The 20,832-nt window shown below is 59.7% G+C and carries 17 protein-coding genes and 1 tRNA gene; 7 read left to right on the top strand and 11 right to left on the bottom strand.

Annotated features, from left to right (window positions below; translation table 11 throughout):
* Positions 1 to 55: 55 nt before the first annotated feature.
* The 5 genes from hemG to OHL14_RS08165 form a co-directional block, all read right to left on the bottom strand.
* Positions 56 to 1,471 (bottom strand): protoporphyrinogen oxidase, encoded by a 1,416-nt coding sequence (gene hemG / locus OHL14_RS08185; RefSeq protein ID WP_263378851.1) that lies wholly within the window; start codon positions 1,469 to 1,471, stop codon positions 56 to 58.
* Positions 1,468 to 2,616 (bottom strand): ferrochelatase, encoded by a 1,149-nt coding sequence (locus tag OHL14_RS08180; protein WP_263378850.1) that lies wholly within the window; start codon positions 2,614 to 2,616, stop codon positions 1,468 to 1,470. The genes hemG and OHL14_RS08180 overlap by 4 nt, the downstream gene beginning before the upstream one ends.
* 30 nt (positions 2,617 to 2,646) lie before the next feature.
* Positions 2,647 to 3,735, bottom strand: a complete 1,089-nt coding sequence (hemE, locus tag OHL14_RS08175; protein ID WP_263378849.1) for a uroporphyrinogen decarboxylase — start codon at positions 3,733 to 3,735, stop codon at positions 2,647 to 2,649.
* 67 nt (positions 3,736 to 3,802) lie between these two features.
* Positions 3,803 to 4,429, bottom strand: a complete 627-nt coding sequence (locus OHL14_RS08170; RefSeq protein WP_263378848.1) for an outer membrane beta-barrel protein — start codon at positions 4,427 to 4,429, stop codon at positions 3,803 to 3,805.
* Positions 4,430 to 4,706: 277 nt separating this feature from the next.
* Positions 4,707 to 5,240, bottom strand: a complete 534-nt coding sequence (locus OHL14_RS08165) for a hypothetical protein (protein ID WP_263378847.1) — start codon at positions 5,238 to 5,240, stop codon at positions 4,707 to 4,709.
* Between the two features lie 331 nt (positions 5,241 to 5,571).
* On the opposite strand from OHL14_RS08165, the gene OHL14_RS08160 reads away from it, so the two are divergent.
* Positions 5,572 to 6,105 (top strand): inorganic diphosphatase, encoded by a 534-nt coding sequence (locus OHL14_RS08160; RefSeq protein WP_263378846.1) that lies wholly within the window; start codon positions 5,572 to 5,574, stop codon positions 6,103 to 6,105.
* Positions 6,106 to 6,545: 440 nt separating this feature from the next.
* Positions 6,546 to 9,455 (top strand): M14 family metallopeptidase, encoded by a 2,910-nt coding sequence (locus OHL14_RS08155; protein ID WP_263378845.1) that lies wholly within the window; start codon positions 6,546 to 6,548, stop codon positions 9,453 to 9,455.
* 83 nt (positions 9,456 to 9,538) lie between these two features.
* Here the strand turns inward: OHL14_RS08155 and OHL14_RS08150 are convergent, their stop codons facing one another.
* The 4 genes from OHL14_RS08150 to OHL14_RS08135 form a co-directional block, all read right to left on the bottom strand.
* Positions 9,539 to 10,336 (bottom strand): GAF domain-containing protein, encoded by a 798-nt coding sequence (locus tag OHL14_RS08150; RefSeq protein WP_263378844.1) that lies wholly within the window; start codon positions 10,334 to 10,336, stop codon positions 9,539 to 9,541.
* 70 nt (positions 10,337 to 10,406) lie between these two features.
* A complete protein-coding gene (locus tag OHL14_RS08145; protein WP_263378843.1) occupies positions 10,407 to 10,817 on the bottom strand; it encodes a nuclear transport factor 2 family protein in 411 nt (136 codons plus the stop codon).
* A gap of 98 nt (positions 10,818 to 10,915) precedes the next feature.
* Positions 10,916 to 11,800 carry an SDR family oxidoreductase gene (locus OHL14_RS08140; protein ID WP_263378842.1) on the bottom strand — a complete coding sequence of 295 codons (885 nt, stop codon included), beginning with the start codon at positions 11,798 to 11,800 and terminating at the stop codon, positions 10,916 to 10,918.
* Between the two features lie 68 nt (positions 11,801 to 11,868).
* Positions 11,869 to 12,771, bottom strand: a complete 903-nt coding sequence (locus OHL14_RS08135) for an SDR family oxidoreductase (protein WP_263378841.1) — start codon at positions 12,769 to 12,771, stop codon at positions 11,869 to 11,871.
* A gap of 197 nt (positions 12,772 to 12,968) precedes the next feature.
* Here OHL14_RS08135 and OHL14_RS08130 point away from each other — a divergent pair, with 197 nt between their 5' ends.
* Positions 12,969 to 13,928 (top strand): AraC family transcriptional regulator, encoded by a 960-nt coding sequence (locus tag OHL14_RS08130; protein ID WP_263378840.1) that lies wholly within the window; start codon positions 12,969 to 12,971, stop codon positions 13,926 to 13,928.
* 177 nt (positions 13,929 to 14,105) lie between these two features.
* On the opposite strand, the gene OHL14_RS08125 is transcribed toward OHL14_RS08130, so the two are convergent.
* Positions 14,106 to 15,533 carry an APC family permease gene (locus OHL14_RS08125; RefSeq protein WP_263378839.1) on the bottom strand — a complete coding sequence of 476 codons (1,428 nt, stop codon included), beginning with the start codon at positions 15,531 to 15,533 and terminating at the stop codon, positions 14,106 to 14,108.
* Positions 15,534 to 15,745: 212 nt separating this feature from the next.
* On the opposite strand from OHL14_RS08125, the gene OHL14_RS08120 reads away from it, so the two are divergent.
* The 4 genes from OHL14_RS08120 to OHL14_RS08105 all read left to right on the top strand — a co-directional run bounded on the left by OHL14_RS08120 (position 15,746) and on the right by OHL14_RS08105 (position 18,976).
* Positions 15,746 to 15,838: transfer RNA gene (locus OHL14_RS08120), tRNA-Ser, on the top strand.
* 226 nt (positions 15,839 to 16,064) lie between these two features.
* Positions 16,065 to 17,141, top strand: coding sequence for a galactitol-1-phosphate 5-dehydrogenase (locus OHL14_RS08115; RefSeq protein ID WP_263378838.1), 1,077 nt, complete (start codon positions 16,065 to 16,067; stop codon positions 17,139 to 17,141).
* Positions 17,131 to 17,925 carry an SDR family NAD(P)-dependent oxidoreductase gene (locus OHL14_RS08110; protein WP_263378837.1) on the top strand — a complete coding sequence of 265 codons (795 nt, stop codon included), beginning with the start codon at positions 17,131 to 17,133 and terminating at the stop codon, positions 17,923 to 17,925. The genes OHL14_RS08115 and OHL14_RS08110 overlap by 11 nt, the downstream gene beginning before the upstream one ends.
* A 4-nt stretch (positions 17,926 to 17,929) precedes the next feature.
* Positions 17,930 to 18,976, top strand: coding sequence for a ComEC/Rec2 family competence protein (locus tag OHL14_RS08105; protein ID WP_263378836.1), 1,047 nt, complete (start codon positions 17,930 to 17,932; stop codon positions 18,974 to 18,976).
* Here the strand turns inward: OHL14_RS08105 and OHL14_RS08100 are convergent.
* On the bottom strand, positions 18,960 to 20,267 hold the full coding sequence (locus OHL14_RS08100; protein WP_263378835.1) for an MFS transporter: 1,308 nt from the start codon (positions 20,265 to 20,267) through the stop codon (positions 18,960 to 18,962). The genes OHL14_RS08105 and OHL14_RS08100 overlap by 17 nt on opposite strands.
* Positions 20,268 to 20,832 lie beyond the last annotated feature (565 nt).

Below are 20,832 nucleotides of genomic sequence, written 5' to 3'. Positions count from 1 at the left end.
TTCTTCTGACGGCATGGAGGAGACGCGCCGAACATCATCTCAGGAGGGATGAGGATTAGTATTCCGCCCGCACCGCCGCGCGCGAATCCCTAACCAGGTCCGGCACCCCGACACCCCTGTAAGCATTGCCCAGCAGCTTGATCCCGCCGAGCTCACCGACCAGCGTCTCCAGCTTCGCCATCCGCTCCAGATGTCCCACCGCATACTGCGGCAGGCTTCGCGGCCAGCGGCGCACCGTCGTCAGAGAAGCCTCAGGCTGCGGAAGTTCGCCAAAGATAGCCCTTAGCTGCTTCAAAGCAGCAGCCGTCACGGCTTCATCCGACTGCTCCATCAGCGCCGCCGCACTCGCTCCGCCAAAGAAGGCGCGGATGACCTTGCACCCCTCCGGCACTCGCCCCGGAAACTTCTGGTCGGCAAACGTCGCCGCCAGCAGCGACTCTGTCGCGCTCGCATCCGGCGGCACCAGAAATCCAAATCCGGTCGGCACCAAGAACTGACTCGCTGCCTCGGGCTTCCAGCAGAACGTCGCCAGCACCGCGGAACTCGCGTCGTTCGGAACCAGCGCAGCCGCCTCCGCACTCAGAGACTCCAGCAAAACCTTGGTCGCATCGATCGGAGTCGCCAGCAGCACACGCTGAAAATGCCGCTTGGCCTTGCCGGTGCCCTTCATCGTCTTCAGGCACCACAGCTTGCCCTCGCGCTTCAACGACATTGCAGGCTGGCTCAGGTGAATGCGCTCCGCAGGCAGCTTCGCCACGATCGCCTCCACCAGCGATCCCATGCCCCGCCGCAGCGACGTAAAGATCGGCGGATGCGGTTTGTTGCCGCGCGCCTTCAGCTTCGCCTGCACCGCCGCAATCAGCGATCCCTGCTCCCGCTCCATCGTCACGAACCCGGCCATCACCGCCTGTACGCTGAGCTTCGCGACATCGCCGCCAAACACGCCCGACAGCAGGGGCGCTCCAATCTTCTCCAGCACCTCTTCGCCAAAGTGCCTTCGCACAAAGCTCGATACGCTCTCGTCCTCGGTTGGTGCGCTCGCCTTCAATTCATCAGCCCGCGCTAACTCCGCCGCATACGCCGCGCGCGCAGCCTCGGTGAACAACGCACAGCCTTCCAGAGATTCCAGCGACTCCGGCACCATCATCCGCATGCCACCGGGCATCGCTTCCAATTTGCCATCGATCAGGATGTACGTCTTCCGCGTGGCATCGTTGCTGGAGATCAGCTCATCCTTCAGCCCCAGCTCGACAGCCAGATCCCGCGCCCACGGCTTCTCGGTCACCCACCCATCGGGCCCGTCTTCCAGCACGAAGCCCTCAATCCTCGTCGTTGAGACGGTGCCACCGAGCCGCTCGCTCGCCTCATACAGCTGCCAGTCGAGGTCCGCGCCCGCAAGCCGCTGCTTCTCCAGCTCATACGCCGCAGCCAGTCCCGCAATGCCGCCACCCACAATCGCTACACGCTTCATTCGGCCGCAACCGCCTCTGGTTTTGTCTCTTCCTTCTTCGCCGCTGCGGGTCGCCCCGGCCGTTGCGGAGCCGCTTCAGCCGCGCTCTCCGGCGTAGGCTCGCGCTTCAACGCCTCTTCCACCGCTCGCACCAGCGTCGGCGAATCGTTCAGGCTATCGGCGCGCCACAACGACATACCCAGCTCCGCAGCCTGCTGCTTGAAGTCGATATCGATGTCGTACAAAATCTCCACGTGGTCGCACAGGAAGCCCACCGGCTGCAGCACCACGCCCTTGTGTCCCATCTCGGCCAGCACCTTCAGCGTGTCCGGCACGGTCGGTCCAATCCACGGAGCCCCCGCGATCCCCTGGCTCTGGAACGCAAAGAACCAGTCCGCATCGCTCATGCCGACTACCTTCATCGCCTCCGCAATCCGGATCGCCGTCTGTTTGCACTCCACCGGATAAGGATCAGGAGCCGCCGCCGCGCCATAGTTTTGAATCCCGTTCTCGGGCACGGGCCCACCGGGCCTCGCCGCAGACGGACTCTCCGCGCTCACCACCGGAGCACTCATAATCGTCCGGCAGGGAACTGCATGCGCCGTAAACAACACCGGCAGGCGCTCACCTGTGCTCGCGCACACCTCAGCCCACACCGGCCAAAGCTTCTCTGCAAACGCCTGAGCCAGCAGCGGCTCGTCCGCCCAGCCAGCGATGAACTCCACTTCGAACGCCGCGCCTGTCTCAGTGTTGCGCACCGCCTGCATCAGCGCCCGCCGATACAGCCCCACACTCGTCCGCGAGTTCTGCGGCGCAAGACACAACACGCGCGCCTTCGTCACTCCGTCCGTCTTCATTTGTGCAACAACATCGGCGATGTACGGATGCCAGTTCCGCATCCCCACATACACCGGTCGCCCGAGCTTCTCGCTCAGCATCCTGCCCTGCAACAGCGTCCACTTTGTCAGCGGAGGCCCCTCCGGCAGCGGCTCCTCCCGCAGCCCGATCTCCGCATAGCGGTGTTGCAGCTCCTCCACGACATGCGTAGGCATCGGCCGCCCACCTGTCACCTTGTCCAGATATTCGGCCATTTCGCTCAGCCGGTCCGGTGTGCCATGCGCAAGCAGCAGGATTGCAGGAGAATCAGTCGTCATTGTCGTGCTCATACTTTCTTTCTACTCCCTATTTCCTACTCCCTACTGCCTGTTCTTCCCATACTTCTTTACCCACTCAACAGTTCGAATCACATTGTCGACCGGAGTTCCGGGCACAATCCCGTGTCCCAAATTGAAGATGTGTCCCGGCCGATTGCCCGCCAGTTCCAGCACCTCGCGCACGCGCTTCTCCAGCACATCCGCAGGCGCAAACAGCGTGATCGGATCAAGATTTCCCTGCACAGCGCAACCCGGTCCAGCCAGCTTCCAACCTTCATCCAGCGGCACCCGCCAGTCGAGCCCCAGCACATCCGCCGTCGTCTCGCGCATCGTTGTCAGCAGGCTCGCCGTGTCCACGCCAAAGTAGATCACCGGCACTCCCAGCGACTTCACGCGCTGCACCAGCTCCGTCGTCGCCGCCAGGCAGTACTCGCGATAATCCGCAACACTCAGAGCGCCGGCCCATGAATCGAAAATTTGGATCACATCGGCGCCGGCCTCAACCTGCTGCGAAGCATACGCCACCAGCACCGTCACCAGCTTCTCCGTCAACAGCTGCCAAGCAGCGCGATCGCCGTACATCAGCTTCTTCGTCTCGATGTAGTTGCGAGAGCTTCCACCCTCGATCATGTAGCTCGCCAGCGTAAACGGCGCGCCGATGAAACCGATGATCCCCAACCGGTCCCCATCCTCGCGCGGAGCAGAGAAGTGAGCCGCCACCTTCTCAATCGCCTTCGCCACATAATTCAGCTCATCCGCACGATCCGTCCGCAGCGACTCGATATGCTCACGCGAACGTACTGGCTGATGCACCACCGGACCTTCGCCATTCACAAACTCGAAGTCCAGTCCCATCGGCGTAAACGGCAACAACAGATCCGCAAAGATAATCGCCGCATCCACACCCAGCCGTTCCGCAGCCGTGATCGTCACCTCAGACGCAATCTCCGGCGTCCTGCAAATCTCCAGCAACGAGTGGTGCTTCCGCACCGCCATATACTCTGGCATATAGCGGCCAGCCTGACGCAGCAGCCACACCGGCGTACGGTCCACAGGCTGACGCAGACACGCCCTTACAAACCGGCTGCTGCCTGCCGGGTGAAGATCGTTCTCAAAGCTTTCTGTACTCAAAATAAAAGTAACTCCCACTCACCAGCCTAGCATCGACTCCGATGCGCGGCTGGCAAGCGGAGCCGCCCTACCGCAACTCCCGCTGTTTCCGTAGACCCGAGAACGGAATGTGATACGTCACACCGAACGTCAGCACACTCGGCGAAAGCGTGTAGTTCGAGCCGTCCGGCTGAAACGGAGGGTTCTTGCCTAGGTTCCAGTTCTGCTCCTGAAAGTCGACCTTCGCGGAGAAGTTTCTCGTTACGTCAAAGTCCACGCCGCCGCCGAAAGCAATGTTTCTGCCACTATCCTGATGATCGTCAGGAGAGAAGGTCGGGGCTGGATGATACGAGATCACACCCACGCCAAACAGAGCATCCACATAGGGGTGGAAGCGGCCGTAATCCTTCTGCACGCGCGGCCCCACCAGGAAGGCATTCTCAGAAATGATCGAGTTCGAGCTGTGGTTGAAGCGCACCTCTACGGAGGGGTCTACCCACCAATTCTTAAAGAGGGTGAAATTCGCACCGATCGTCTCGCCGTTATAGGAAGTTCCCCCGTAGTCGGGATGCGAGACGCTGTAGCCGCCAAAAGCCGTGATCTCCGCGCCTCGACGGGCGGTCGCCAGGGACTGGGCACGCAGAGTAGGAGCCAGCATCAGCCCGGCTACAAGGAATAAAAAAGCGGTAAGTGACGCAAGACGAACAAATTTCATGAAGGTTTGGCTCCGGCGGAATATTCCGGTGGTGACGCACCCACGCGGTTAGCTGGTTCTATGGAGGTTGAACCGGAACCACGAAAGTGGCCCGTCGACTCTACCGATTACCAGAGATGGACGCCCAACCAAGGGGTAGGGGTTACTTGGGCTCTCGATAAAAAAATGACATCCCTTTGGAATCAACTGCTTCGCTTTTTATCGTGTAGCGATAAGCACGTCAGGGAGTCCAGCGGCGCGGCTGGATCCGTACTTCTTTATAAGCAGACACCTTCTCTTATCGAAAGTCGCCCTGCCGATTCAACTTGCGAAATGGAATTGTGTACGTCACGCCCACCATCGCCATGCGTGGAGACAGCGTGTAGGTGCCTGCCGGCGTTACCCCTGGATTCGACCCGAGATTCCAGCTTCTCTGCTGAAACTCGAATTTTGCCCCAAAGTTCCTCCCCACATCAATATCGATGCCGCCACCATAGGCCAGCACACGGCTGCGGTCTCCCGTGTAATCCGGGTACGGCGAGATGTGGTAACCCAGCTCGCCGCCGCCAATCAGGAACTCCCCATAGGGATGCAGCCGGTTCCGCACGTCCATCTGCAGACGCGGTCCCACCAGAACATCCTTCTCCGTTACCAACCCGTTGTTGGCCAGGTCGCCACGCACCTCGATCGAGGGCTTCAGAAAAAACCGCGGATAGATCGTGAAATCCAACCCGGCGCCGTATCCATTCAGTGTCGACTTGCCATAATCCGTCTCGGTCGGCATGTAACCGGCGAAGACTGTAAATTGCGCGCCACGGCTGGCTGTAGCCACCGATTGACACCGTGCGTTCCCAGTAAGAAAACCAAGCCAGAGGACCAAGACAAATGTGGAAAGTACTACAGTGCGTGCAGAGCTCATCGAGCAAACCCCTAAGTGGCAAAGATAGATACGTACGTCTCTTTTGTGTAGTAGGGCTTTTATACAGGAGTAGGTGCATCTGACACGTAACAAATCGTCCTACCACTCCCCCGGGCTCCGCAACACCCTCAGCTGCAAAAGGCGATAGACTGTTCCCCGGCGGCTTTTTTTCGCGAGACACCTTCCACAGGTTGTTCCCAACCAGCCGACCTACCTTTGTAGCAGGAGAAGAGATACCCTCCGTATGCCGAACTACCTCGAGCTTCCCATTGGCTCCGACTCTCCCAGGCTGGTCAACGCCGTCATCGAAATTCCTCTCGACGGCATCAGCAAGTATGAGTACGACAAAGAGCTGCACGTCTTCCGTCTCGACCGCAACCTCTACTCCCCGGTCCACTATCCCGGTGACTACGGCTTCATCCCCAGCACCCTCGGCGACGACGGCGATCCTCTCGACGTCCTCGTGCTGGTCGATACCCCCAGCTTTCCCGGCTGCGTCCAGACCGTGCGTCCCATCGGCGTGCTCCTCATGACCGATCAGGGCGAAGGCGACGAGAAGATCATCGCCGTAGGCGACGACAATCCGCGCTACGCCCACATCAAGGACATCTCCGACATCTACCCGCACATCTGCAAGGAGATCACCCACTTCTTCTCCGTTTACAAGGATCTCGAAGGCAAATCCGTGCAGACCCACGGCTTCCGCGGCATCGACGAAGCCCACACCATCATCGAGAAGTCGCAGAAAGCCTTCATCGAAAAGAAGGCAGCCAAGTAGACTTCCGGAGCGTTTAGGCAAAGCCCCGGACGGTAGGTCACGGCTTTAGCCGTGACAACAAGTTCTTCTCCGACGAATCGGCTCTAGCCGCTGTGGTTTGTCTGTTGGCTTCCCTGGAACCACACAACTTGACTCAACAGAACGGCCCGCAGACGACAATCGTCCGCGGGCCGTTTCCTTTGCTTCCCCCAAATACCCTGTCATCTCGACCGAAGGCGCGCTTTTTGCGCCGCGGTGGAGAGACCTGCCGCTACAGCAGCGATGAGCGAAGCACAGACTTACCCATAAACATCCTCTATCGCCCGCATCACGCCAGCCCCCGTCCCGCACGCCAAACCTATACATTTCCTCTATACCGGATTTTTCAGGCTCGCCAGCGACTTCTTCGGAAGGCCGCTCGTCTCTACCCCAACGCACCCTAATTGAGGAAACACCTGCCCATGTGTAAAAACAGGCTCCAGACTCTGATCGCCTCGTCAGCCTTGCTGCTCGCTCTTGCGCCCGTCGCAATCGCCCAGCAGGGCTTTCCCGATAAAGCCAGCATCACCACGCCCAAGCAGGCCTTTGGCTTCAACATCGGTGACGACTACCAGCTCACCAACTACGTGCAGGCTGAGACCTACTGGAAAAAGCTAGCCGCCGAGTCCGACCGCATGAAGCTCGTCGACATGGGCAAGAGCTCAGAAGGCCGCACCCAGTGGATGGCGATCATCTCCTCGCCGGAGAACCTCAAGAACCTCGATCACTACCGCGAAATCTCTCATCAGCTCGCCACCGCTCGTGACCTTACTCCCGAGCACAAGGTCCTCAGCGACGAGCAGGGCCGCGCTCTCGCCCACGAAGGCAAGTCCATCGTCTGGATCGACGGCGGTCTCCACGCCACCGAGGTCGTCGGCGCGCAGCAGCTCGTCGAGCTCGTCTACGAGCTCAACGCCAAGACCGATCCCGAAACCATGCGCTTCCTCAACGACGACATCATCCTTGCCGTCTTCTGCAATCCCGACGGCATGGACCTCGTCTCCGACTGGTACAACCGCGAGTCCGATCCCGCCAAGCGCAAGCCCGGCGGCGTGCCCCGTCTGTGGAACCACTACGCCGGCCACGACGACAACCGCGACTTCTTCATGTCCAACCTCATCGAGACGACCAACATGGATCGCGTGCTCTTCCGCACCTGGAACCCGCAAATCGTCTACAACCACCACCAGACCGGACCTCCGGGCTCCGTCATCTTCGTCCCGCCCTTCCGCGATCCCTTCAACTACCACTACGATCCGCTCATCCCCATCGGCATCGAAAACGTAGGCATGGCCATCCACCAGCGCTTCATCGAGGAGAACAAGCCCGGCTCCACCATGCGTACCGGCGCCACCTACTCCACCTGGTACAACGGCGGTCTCCGCACCAGCACCTACTTCCACAACACCATTGGTATCCTCACCGAAATCATCGGCAACCCCACGCCGGAGCAGCTGCCCCTGGTCCCCGCCTCGCAGCTCCCGCACAACGATCTCCCGTTCCCCGTCCCGCCGCAGCTCTGGCACTTCTCGCAGTCCATCGCGTACGAGCAGACCGCCAACCGCGCCATCATGAACTACGCTTCCATCAACCGCGAGACGATGCTCTACGACTTCTTCAAGATGGGTAAAAACTCCATCCAGCGCGGCGAAGAAGACTCCTGGACGGTCACGCCCAAGCGTATCGCCGCCCTCGAAGCCGCTGCCGCTGCACCTGCTGCCGAAGGCGCTCCCGCCGGTCGCGGAGCCGGTCGCGCTGGACGCGGAGCCGTCGGTGCCGCTGCAACGCCCGCTCCCGACGCGATGGGCCCCGGCGGTCGCAGCGGTGGTGTCCCCGCCGACCTCTACGAGAAGGTGCTGCACGATCCCTCCAAGCGCGATCCCCGCGGCTACATCCTGCCCTCTGATCAGCCCGATTTCCCCACCGCTACCCGCTTCGTCAACACTCTGATGAAGAACGGCGTCACCATCCTGCAGGCCACTTCCGACTTCACCGTCGACGGCAAGCACTATCCCAAGAACTCCTACGTCGTGAAGGCCGATCAGGCCTTCCGTCCGCAGATCCTCGACATGTTCGAGCCGCAGGATCACCCCGACGACTTCAAGTACCCCGGTGGTCCCCCCATGCCGCCCTACGACGTCACCGGCTATAACCTCTCCTTCCAGATGGGCATCAAGTTCGATCGCGAGTTCGAAAAATTCGACGGCCCCTTCGCCGAAGTCTCCACCGATCTCGCCATCCCCGTCTCCGGCACCCTCACCGGCGTTGCCAAACCCGCTGGCTACCTCGTCAGCCACGAATACAACGACGCTTTCACCCTCACCAACCGCCTCCTGAAGGCTGGCTGCGATGTCTACTGGCTGAAGGACGTGCAGGCGGTCGACGGCAAAACGATGTCCGCCGGCGCGCTCTGGATTCCCGCCAGCCCCAAGGCTCGTCCCATAGTCGAAACCGCCGTCCACGATCTCGGCATCTCCGCCATCGGCGTAGCCAAAGCACCCCACGGCGACGCCCTCAAGCAGAAGTCCGTTCGCATCGGTCTCGCCGATGTTTACGGCGGCAACATGCCCACCGGCTGGATCCGCTTCATCCTCGAAAACTTCGAGTTCCCTTACGAACTCGTCTACCCGCAGGCCATCGATGCAGGCAAGCTCAAGGACAAGTACGACGTCATCATCTTCCCCGACGGCATCCTTCGTCTCGGCGCACCGGAAGGTGGCCGCGGCGGCGGTGGCGGCTTCGGCGGAGCCCCTCCCAAGCCTGAAACCATCCCCGCAGAGTTCCGTCCCTGGCTCGGCAGCTACACCAAAGAAAAGTCCGTCCCGGCGCTCAAAGAGTTCGCCGAGGCTGGCGGCTCCATCCTCACCATCGGCTCCTCCACATCGCTCAGCGAGCCCCTGAATCTACCCTTCGTCAACGGCCTCACCGAGATGAGCGGCGGCACCCCCAAGCCGCTCCCCAACGAGAAGTTCTACATCCCCGGCTCGCTCATCCGCGCGCAGGTCGATAACACGACCCCGCTCGCCTATGGCCTGCCAACCAGCCTTGATGTCTTCTTCGACAAGAGCCCTGCCTTCAAGCTTCTGCCCAGCGCCTCGCTCAACGGCGTCTCGGCTGTCTCCTGGTATCAGGGCGACAAGGTGCTCGACAGCGGCTGGGCCTGGGGCCAGCAGTACCTCAACGGCACCTCCGCCGTAGTCGAAGCCAAACTCGGCAAGGGCAAGGTCTTCTTCTTCGGTCCGGAGATCACCTTCCGCGGCCAGCCCCACGGAACCTTCAAGTTCCTCTTCAACGGCATCGGCTACGGAGCTTCCACCCCCACCAAACTGTAGCCCTCAACGAACAAAAAACCGCCGCTGCGTTCGCTCCACAACAGGAGCCAACCGCAGCGGCGGTTCTCTTTAAGTCATTCTCGTTACCGGGCCTCCACCAAAGGCAGTAGCAGAATCTTCTCAACCAGCCTTGAAAGCTGGCGTATCTCTTGGGACAGTCCCGCCCCCAGCGATTTCGGGTCTTCCGAAGTCCCCGACTCCACCATGTACGCCATGTTCGTCATGCTCTGCAGCGGATTATTGATCTGGTGGGCCAGCTCATTTGCCATCATCGCCGCCGCCGCGGCCCGCTCCTGCGCCACCAGCCGCTTCTGCTGCGCTTGCTGCTTGAAACCCATCGCCGCAAAGTTCGCCAGCATCTCCATCAGCCGCACATCGCTCTCATCGAACGCCTCTTTGCGGCCATGCGCCATCACGAAGATTGTGCCCCGCGTACCTTCGGCGTCCCACGGCAACAGAATCCCGTCCGTTACCAGCGGTGCCTCCACGTTCAAGATGTCGAAGAATCGCTTGTCCACCGTAAAGTGCTGGGCTTTGCCGCGCTCCAGGCACATCCCACAAGCACTCGGATAGCGGGGAAGTGTCGCACCCAGAAATCCCGAGTACTCTCCCGCCGTCGCTACCCAGCGATAAAACTCTCGATCCGTCCCATCTTCGATCTGGATACTGATCCCCGCGCTGTCCGCCCCGCAAAGCGTTACGGCGACATTTACAAGCTCTTGCAGCACCGTGTCCGGATGATTCAGCAGCGCCTGCGACAGTCGCTGCAACCCTTCCATTTGGGTCGCTATGTCGTGCACATGCAGACGACGGGCTGTAAACGCCACGTCTTCACGCGCCGTCACAACCTCCAAACCCGTATCTTCCACATTTGCAAACATACGTATTTAGTACCAGTCTGGAATGGGAGTGTCTAGCACCTTGCCTACGCGCGGCCTTCAACTTCCCGTTCTACAGCGTCCGCTCCGACTCCCCAATCGCCAGGTCATTAATGCTCGCCTCACGCCTTTGCATCAGCCCCGACTCCGCAAACGCCCACAACTCATTCCCATAGCTCCGATACCACTGGCCGTTCGCATCATGCCACTCATACTGAAACTTCACCGCCATCCGATTATTCCGAAACCCCCACAGCTCCTTCTTCAGCTTGTAGTCCAGTTCCTTCTCCCACTTCCGCTTCAGAAACGCCACCACCTCGGCGCGCCCCGTCAGAAACTCCGTCCGATTCCTCCACACCGTGTCCTCGGTGTACGCCAGCGCCACCCGCTCCGCATCGCGTGTATTCCAAAGGTCCTCGGCCATCTGCACCTTCTTCGCAGCCAGCTCGGGGTCGGTAAACGGGGGTGCAATCACTGTGCTCATCGGTGAACTCTCCTCCCGCTTATTCTAGGCCGAGACTTCAAGAATCAAAGGCCCGACCTCAAGACCAGCAAAAGTCTCCAGGTCGGGCCTTCCCGTGATCAACCGAAGTAGTGCGCGTCCATATCCGGCAGCAGCTCAATCTCCGTCGGTGTCCATCCCAGCTCCGCCCGCGTCCACTCACTCGACGAGGGCGCGCTCAGCGCAGCAAAGTGCCCAAACCACCCGTAATATTCCGCCGCCTGCTCCGCCGGTATCGACTCCACCGGCAAACCCAGCTTCTTGCCGATCATGTTTTCGATCTCCTTGAAGGTCACGCCCTGCTCCGCAATCGCGTGATAACTTGCACCCGCCTTGCCCTTCTCCAGCGCCAGCCGATACACCTGCGCCGCGTCGAACCGATGCGTCGCCGGCCACACATTCGCGCCCTCACCCACATACGCGGCCTTGCCCTTCGCCTTCGCCGTGTTGATCAGGATCTCCATAAAGCCGTGGTCGCCCTTGCCATGCGTCGTCGGCGGCAGCCGCACGGCCATCGCGCGCACGCCCTTCTCTATCTGCGCAAACGCCACCTTCTCTGAGACCCGCGGAAAGTTCGGCAACTCCGGCGCCTTCATCTCCTCCGTCGCCAGCCTGCCGGGAGCGATGATCGCCACGCCCGAGCTCACCACCAGCGGCTTGTCCGTTCCCGCCATCGCATCGCCCATCGCCGTGATCGCCGCAGCATCCACTGCACACACCTCCGGGAAACGCTGGAAGTCATGAATGAATCCGCAGTGAATCACGCCATCCGACTCCGCCGCGCCCTTCTTCAGGCTCTCCAGATCGGTCAAGTCGCCCGGCAACACCTCGGCACCCGCAGCCTTCAGCTTCGCTGCGTTCTCCTCCGACCGCGAAAGTCCCACAACCGTATGCCCGTGCTTCAACAGATCCTGCACCACCGCCGAACCGACAAATCCAGTTGCACCCGTCACAAATACACGCATCGTTGTTGCTCCTTTTGCTCCTCTGATCGTTCGTTGTTGTCTAAGCAGCGGCCAAAACCCGCGGCTCGCTAAACTTTGAGTGCGCGCTCCACCGCTTGCCTATAGCTGAGCAGCGGTCGCGGCAGCATCTGCCGTATTGGCATCGGATCGCCCACGGCATCTCCGCTTGCATCCACGAAGGCGCGAATCGCTCCCTTCGACGCTCCCGACGCCCGCTCCAGCAGCGGAGCCGTCGCCCGCAGCAGCCACGCCGGAACGTGCAGCTTCACCGGATGCCCGTGCCCCTGCACCTCCGCAGCCACATCCATCATCTGGTCATTGGTCAGCACGTCATCGCAGCCCACGTCATAGCAATGTCCGTACGACCGCGGCTCGTTCAGCACGCCGATCATGTAATACACCAGGTCCCCCACCGCAATGTTCCGGCAACGTTGCTTCCCATTCGCCAGGGAGATCGCCACAGCTCGCTTCGCATTCGCCGCCATCATGTCGAAGCCCATCCCGCCCTTGCCCACTATCTGATACGGTCGCAGCACCGTCACCTCCAGCCCCGTCTGCAGCAGCCACTGCTCCAGGCCCCATCGTCCGCGCACCCAGGCGCTCGGTGAATCAGGACGAATCCCAAGGAAGGTCACATAGATCAGCCGCCGCACTCCGCTCGCCTTGCAGGCCGTTACGATGTTCTCCATGCCCTGTCTCTCGACGTCCATGTACCCTTGACCACCGCCCGCAGGCTGTGCCGAAAGCGTCTGGATTGACACATACACCGCATTCACTGACTCCACCGCCCGCGCCATCGAAGCTGCATCGGAGATATCGCCCTGCACCACCTCGCACCCCGCCGCAGCCAGGTCGTTCACCTTCTCCGGGCTCCGCACCGAGCACCGCACGGCACACCCCTGCTCCAGCAGCCCCTTCGCCACATTCCGCCCCAGAAACCCCGACGCACCAATCACAAGAACCTTCGTCATACTCTTTTCCTCTCAACCCACCCAACTCACTTCCGGGTGCCCCATCCATACGCAGCCTCATCGCGGATGGGATGCGAACTGCCAACCTTACCCAACACCACCATAAGCCTCCCCATCCATACGATCTATGCTGCAAAATCCGTAATACCTTCGCCATCGTCCGAAGCGTTTCTGCCACCGTCCGCATCCAAAACGCCATGGATCCACTCTCCGACGTCCTCGCTCTGCTCAAACCTCGTAGCTACGTCGCCCGCGGCTTTGAAGTAGGTGGTGACTTCTCCATCCAGTTCCCAACGCACGACGGCATCAAGTGCTACGCCATCGAATTCGGCCAGGCCTGGCTCGTGATGGAGGGCATGCCGGAGCCGGTCCTGCTCACGGCAGGCGACTGCTTCATGCTGCCCAGTGGTCGCTCCTTCTGCCTCACGACCGACCCGGCATTGACGCCCGTGGATTACCGGGCCCTCATCCGCACGCCCGCCGACGGCAATGTCCTGGTCTTCAACGGCGGCGGTAAGGCAGCCGTCGTCGGAGGCCACTTCGCTCTCAGCGGCAACGCCCGCATCCTGCTCGATCTGCTGCCGCCCATCGTCCATCTGCGCTCCGATTCGGACAAAGCCACCCTGCGCTGGTCCATCGAGCGCATGATGGAGGAACTCCGCAACCCGCAGCCCGGCGGTGTCCTCGTCGCCCAGCAGCTGGCCTACATGATGCTCGTGCAGGCGCTACGCCTTCACCTCTCCGAAGGTCTCACCGGTGGCGTCGGCTGGCTCTTCGCTCTCGCCGACAAACAGATGTGCGCAGCCATCACAGCCATGCACAACAACCCGGCGCAGCGCTGGACGCTGCACGGCCTCGCCGAAATCGCAAGCATGTCCCGCTCCACCTTTGCCCTCCGCTTTAAGGAGACGGTAGGGAAGTCCCCCATGGACTACCTCACTCACTGGCGCATGCTGCTCGCCGCCGACCGCCTCACCCACACCGCCGACTCCGTCTCGGACATCGCCCTCTCGCTCGGCTACGAATCCGAAAGCGCCTTCAGCACTGCCTTCAAGCGCGTCATGGGCGCCTCTCCCCGCCAACACAGCCGCTCCATCTCGGACGCACCGGCCATCCCCGTCGCCCCACCCGAAGCCGCAGCCCTTACCGCAGTCTGAGCCTCTGGTCTTAGTGCCGAAGGCGCGTCTGATAAAAGCCCAGGCAACGCCCTGGCTAGGAACCAGGACACATCTGCGGGCTGTAAGCCCGCCCTTGGGAGGCCTCCAAAGGCTGTCAACCCCCGCAAGCCGTAAGTCGCACATTCCAGGAGGAATAGATTTGCATGTTCACCCTGTTCAATCTTTTATAATTGATAGATAGGGACAAAGAACTGGACGCGTCCCGCCTGTCGGCCGATCGCTCCACGAGTCAACACTCGGGACCGGAACTCCAGGCCTAACTGACCAATTTTGAATATTTTGAGCCATAAGTATGGGGGGGAGGGGGGGTGACATCCTCCGCACCAGACCATACACCGCCATTCCCAGAACTCCGACGCCGGCAGCAAAGAGCAGCGCATTCACGCCAGCCACTTTTTCCTGCCTCGCCGCATAAACAGCAAACAGAATCAGCAAGCCAGGTCCAATTCCAGCCGCAACCGCTCCGAACATGCCTCCCGGAACGCGGAACGGCCGCTCCAGTTCAGGCTCTTTCCGTCGCAGCACCACCAGCGCCACGAACTCCAGCATCAACGCCGCGCCATACAGCACGAGATCAATCGAGATCAGCCGCTCGAAGCTGAAGTTCAGCGCGAGCCCCCAGATGCAAGCGCAGAAAATAACGCTCACCCAGGGAACTCCCTTCGAGTTCCGCCGCAGCATCACCTTCGGCATTAGCCCATCTTCGGCCATCGCAAACGGCACACGCGTATAGCTCAGCATCAGCGCATTGAACATCCCGGAACCATTGATCAGGCCTCCAAGAACAACTGCCATCGCCAGCGCAGGTCCAGCGAGCGTCTTCGCCGCATCCGTCCAGGCTCCCGTTGAGAACGTGTCCGCACTCAACCCCGCGAGACCAACCGCAGCCAGCGGCAGAATATACGTCACAGCTACCAGCGCGGCGGCTCCGACCATCGCTCGCGGATAGTTGCGCTGCGGTTCTTCCACCTCCTGCGCAATCGTGCTCGCATTGTCCCAGCCCATGTAGTTCCAAAGCGCCACCGAGATCGCACCCGCCAGATCAGGCGCTGCACTCGACCGCATCAGCGCACCCGCTCCATGTCCATGCCAACGCGTTAGCGCATAGCCAATCAGCACCACGAACGGCGAAAGCAGCACGCAGAACAGCACCTCCGAACTGATGCCAACCACCTTTGCCCCACGCAGGTTCCACAGCGTGCAGCTGACCACCACCGCAACCGCCCAGATCACTCCACGATGTCCCGCTGTCCACGCGGGCGCAAAGCGGCTCAGGTAGTCCACAAAGATCACCGGATAGATCGCCATATCGAAGACGCTGGCTCCAAGCGAAAGCCACGCCTCTTGAAAGCCCCACATCGGTCCCAGCGCTCGCCGCACCCAGACGTAATAGCCGCCCTCAACCGGGATCGCACTCGCAAGCTCGCCCACCATCAGCGACGTTGGCAGGCTCCACACGATCGGAATAACCGCCAGCAGCACCAGCGCCCGCAGATACCCGGCCTTGCCGATGATGTCCTCAAGTCCATAGGGTCCACCGGCAACCATAAAGTAGGTCGCTCCAATGAGCGGCAGAAGACGCATCTTATTTTTTCGGCTGATGGAGCTATCGGCAAAACGTGCGATGGCTTGAAGGTTCCTCCGGATCGGGAATACGCATGACGTGTTCCTACGCAATATAACGCGGATTATCCCGCCTGCGGACAGCATCTGCACAACGCAATGGTGACGGGTCGCGCGCTCAGGCTATAATTCACGTAGCCCGGAATGGTTTGTCGATTCAGACCACACCCGAAGGAGAGTTGGCCGAGTGGCTGAAGGCGGCGGTTTGCTAAACCGTTATAGGACCAAAAGTTCTATCGGGGGTTCGAATCCCCCACTCTCCGCCACTATTTAGAATCAATAGTTTAGTATTCGAAGAAGCCGTGAGAGATGCCGAAGCACCGGCGTTTCCGCGGCTTTCTAAGTTGGCTTTCCGAAACAGGGAATGTGCCCAATAGATCTATCTCTAGCCCCGTTCTTTTATGAGCAACTTACGTCTCCAAATTTCCGGTGCGATGTAATGCCTCGGCGAGGAGTTGCCGAACATCTGCTCGAACTGTTCTCCTTCTCTGCATGAAAGCTCTGTTGCTGTCCGAGTATCTAAATCTGCAAGTGGAAGACGTTCCAACTCCCGCCCCGAACCACGGGGAGCTTCTCATTGAGGTGGCTGCGTGCGGTATCTGCGGCAGCGATGTTCATGGGTATGACGGTTCCAGCGGTCGACGTATTCCGCCCATCGTTATGGGACACGAGGCAGCTGGAATCGTGGCCGCGGTTGGCGAAGGAGTCACCGATTTCGCTCCCGGCGACCGCGTCACCTTCGACTCGACCGTTTTCTGCGGAGCGTGTGATTTCTGTCGCGCTGGCGATGTGAACCTTTGCGATGATCGTCAGGTCATTGGCGTCTCCTGCGGGGAGTATCGGCGCAACGGCGCCTTCGCTCAATTCCTCACGATCCCCGTTCGAGTCGTCTTTCCCCTGCCTGAGAATTTGTCCTTCTCTGAGGCGGCCATGCTTGAAGCTGTCTCCGTGGCGCTGCATGGCATTGCTGTCTCACACCTCGCAGGGGGAGAGACCGTTCTGGTTATAGGGGCCGGCATGATCGGCCTCCTGCTATTGCAGGCGGCTCGCGCGTCGAGCAGCGGTGTGAGTCGCGTCTTCGTCTCTGACGTCGACGCCACAAGGTTGAAACTGGCGGCAGAGCTTGGCGCCAACGAGACCTTCCTCGCATCCGGTGCAGTTTTAACGGATGAGATTCTTCGTCAGACAAACGGCCGCGGCGTCGATGTAGTGCTTGAGGCTGTCGGACGGGACGAAACGATTGCTACGGCGATTGACTGCGTCCGCAAGGGCGGCACCGTGACCCTTGTCGGTAATATCACGCCGCAGGTAAACCTACCTCTCCAGAAGGTCGTTTCGCGGCAGATTCGGCTGCAGGGATCCTGCGCCTCTGCGGGCGAATATCCCGAGGCCATGCGGCTCATCGCTGATGGATCAATGAATGTCACTCGTCTGATAACCGCCGTTGCGCCGCTCAGCGAAGGGCCTTCCTGGTTTGCGCGGCTGCATGCACGCGAACCGAACATAATGAAGGTCGTTCTGGACCCGCGTATGGATCATCCAACCGAGGTGCAATCCCATGTCCTCTAAGCTCTTCGACCTGACTGGACAGCTCGCGTTGGTAACGGGCGCAAGCAAAGGTCTCGGTCAGTACTTCGGTCGTGCGCTCGCTGGTGCGGGTGCCGACCTTATCGTCACAAGCCGCAACGCAGCGGACCTGCAGCCCTTTATCAAAGAGATCGAAGCGCTGGGAAGGAAAGCCTATCCGCTTTCACTCGATGTGAGAGATCACGCCAGCATCGAGGCCATGGCGCTGGCTGCCGCGAAGATAGGGCAGATCCATATCCTGGTAAACAATGCTGGCTGCAATGTACGTAAGCCAGCCAGTGACGTCTCATGGGACGACTGGAACCTTGTGCTTGACACGAACCTTCGCGGCAGTTTCTTCGTTGCTCAGCAAATCGCAAAGCAGATGGTCGAGCATCACTACGGACGCATCGTTAATATAGGTTCCGTCACGAGTGTGTTTGGTTATGCTGGTCTCGCTCCGTATACCGCGAGCCGTGGAGGCATCCGTCAACTCACGATGAGCCTCGCGGATGAGTGGGGGCGACATGGCATTACGGTTAACTGTCTCGCTCCCGGATGGTTTCACACGTCACAGAACACAGTTCTTTATCAAAATCAGGAGTGGGTCGATTACCTCATCGATCGCATCCCCTTGAAGCGGCCTGGAGAGCCGCATGATCTTGATGGAGCGATCGTCTTCCTTGCAGGTGAAGCGAGCCGCTATATCACTGGGCAGACGCTGCTGGTAGACGGGGGCATCTCAACAGGTGCGACTCGTGCAAGCGTTTCCAATCCTCAGAGGTGAAGGTATGACTTTGTTCCGTAAGGTGTTGCCGTTCGTCCTGCTTGCCACTTTCTCATTTGTCCCTATGTCCGCGCAGGTCGCCCGTGATTTGAAGATCGTCTTCGTAGATGTTGAAGGCGGTCAGGCGACGCTCTTCATCACTCCTGCGGGTCAATCCCTGCTGATCGATACGGGCTGGCCGGGAAACAAAGGTCGGGATGCTGATCGGATCGTCGCAGCGGCGAAGCATGAGGGTATAGCAAAGATCGACTACGTTTTGCTGACGCACTACCATGACGATCATGTGGGTGGGGTTCCCCAGCTGGTCTCAAGAATTCCGGTAGGCACATTCATTGATCACGGTCCAAATCGTGAGTTCGATCAGGGCATCACGGAGCATGGCTTTGCCGAGTATCAAAAGGCCATCTCGCAAGGGTCATTCAAGCGGTTGACCGTTCATCCTGGCGATGTCCTCCCGATTCAGGGAATGAAGGTCACAGTCGTCAGCGCTGATGGGGAACTCCTGAAACGGCCACTCGACGACGCTGGTCGGCCAAATGAGATCTGCAAGACAACACAGCAGCGCCCCGCAGATCAGACGGAGAACTCTCGATCGCTTGGAGTCGAGATTACCTTCGGTCGGCTGAGAGTGCTTGATCTTGGCGACCTGACCTGGGACAAAGAGGTGCAGCTTATGTGTCCTACGAATAGGCTGGGAGATGTAGACATCGATATCGTCTCGCATCACGGCTGGTATCAGAGTTCCAGCCCCGCGCTCGTCTACGCGATTCATCCGCGCATCGCGATCATGGATAACGGCGAAGCCAAGGGCGGATCTCCTGCAACGTTCGAAACTTATGCACATTCTGCAAGCCTCGAAACGCTATGGCAACTTCACTACTCGACCGAATCAGGGAATAAGAATAGTGCGCTGGCATATATAGCCAATCTGCCAGGGACTGACGCGGGTTATTCCCTGGAGCTAACGGCAAAATCAGATGGCAGTTTTGAGGTACTGAACACTCGCACCCACGCCGTGAAGCATTATGCGGCGGCTACAAGGACTCGCTGATTGGCTCAGGCGGCACAGGTTCAATCTTGCCGAGCAGGAAGATGTAACTCGCAATGCCGATCAGAAGATAGATCGCAGAGATCCCGAATGCCCACGTGTACGACTTGGTGATCGTCACCACATAGCCGGTAACGATCGGCGCAGCGATACCCGAAAGCTGATTCGAGAGGTTGATGATTCCTCCCACTGTGCCCGCTCGACCGCGCGGAGCAATCATTGAAGGCAAAGTCCATCCGATCGGGGAGGCCGCCGCGAGTCCGCCGATCGACATGCTGATCCAGAAGAGTGCCCTCAGAGCGGTGTGCGCTTCGGCTGCTCCAACAATGCCAAGCCCAAATGCCGTGCCGCAAATCAGGAACGTTCTGCGGACTTTGCTTGCGTCCCAACCTCGCTGAATCAGGGCGTCGGATGCGAGACCCGCGCCGAGGTCCGTGAAGGTCGCGAAGATCCAGGGAACGCCTGTGTAGAGAAACGAGTGTAAAAGATCGATGTGGAGGGCAGAGGAGAGGTAGCTTGGCAGCCATGTCAGCAGTAGATAGAAGACGTAGTTATAGGCTCCGAAGCCGATGGCCAAGCCAAGCACTTTTTTCTGCCGGATCAAGTATCCGAGCGAACCCCGTTCTTCGCTGGCCCCGTCAGTCGGATCTGCTGCGTCCGCAATATAGAGGCGCTCCTCCTGGCTAAGGTCCGGATCATCCTGGGGGTCGCGGTAGATCTTCGTAAAAAGTCCAAAATATAGAAGACTTAAAACTCCGGTCGCGGCGAAGCTCATCCGCCAGCCAATCTTCAGCAAAAGGATACCGATGAGCGGGACACCGATCGCGGAGGCCAGCTTAGCGGCGGCATCGAAAATCGAAGTGGCAAAGCTCCTTTCCTGCGACGGGAACCAAAGGCCAATGGCCTTCGCATTCCCTGGAAACGTTGGAGCCTCGCCGACCCCCAGAAGAAACCGCGCCCCGAAGAACCCGCCGATGTTCGGTGTGATTGCTGCAGCAAACGAAGCGATGCTCCATAGGAATGTGCTAAGCCTTCCTACTTTGCGTACCCCAAGACGATCGAGCAGCACGCCCACAGGCAGCTGGCACATGGCATAGGTCCAGTTGTAAGCGCCGGACAGATAGCCAAAGGTGATGTTGGAGATGCCAAAGGTCGCGTACAGCGCTGCGTGCGAAACCGACAGGTTCACTCGATCGAAATAATTCACCAAGACGCCGAAGCCAAGCAACCATGCGATGCGCCAACGGCGACGAGTCCGAGGCGGGCGTGTTTCAGGGTGGGATGTATTTTGCATGGTGGCCTTGCCGCTTGATGCCGCGGGAGTTTTTCGCTCTCCAATAAAACCACACTGAGACATTGACGCGAAAACGTGCGTAACATCGACAGCACTCTGAATCCGCCAGAAGGCTACACGTTCTGAATGGAAATAAATTTTCTATTGACAGTGCTGCGTCGAGTACCCTACCGTTCATGTCGCGCCTCGATAGACATTTGAAGGCGACACGGGCGAGAAACCCATGAATCTGAATTCCAATACGAACGCTGCTGGCCATGGAGACACGCAACTACGTCGACTATTCCGCTCCACCGCGTTCGTACATAAGCAACCATCGTCGACCAGCGTTACCGGGCTGTGAACGGCGGAAGAAACTGCTGGCGCTGCGACCCTTGCAGCGTGGGACGAAACCACCACAGAAAAGACGACAACCGGAAGCAACAGGTAGTCCATAAATATTTTCTGCGGACAACATCTTGATTTTAATGGTCCTTATCCAAAGGAATTCGAGACATTCGACACTCAATTTTTGGCCTTCTACTTCTCGCGTACTTCACTGCTACCCTGCATGCGCAGCGCACAC

Origin of the sequence: Granulicella paludicola (genome assembly GCF_025685545.1) — a bacterium.
Lineage (GTDB): Bacteria > Acidobacteriota > Terriglobia > Terriglobales > Acidobacteriaceae > Granulicella > Granulicella paludicola.
The sequence above is the reverse complement of the archived record's forward strand: the minus strand, read 5'-3'. Positions and strand labels throughout refer to the sequence as shown.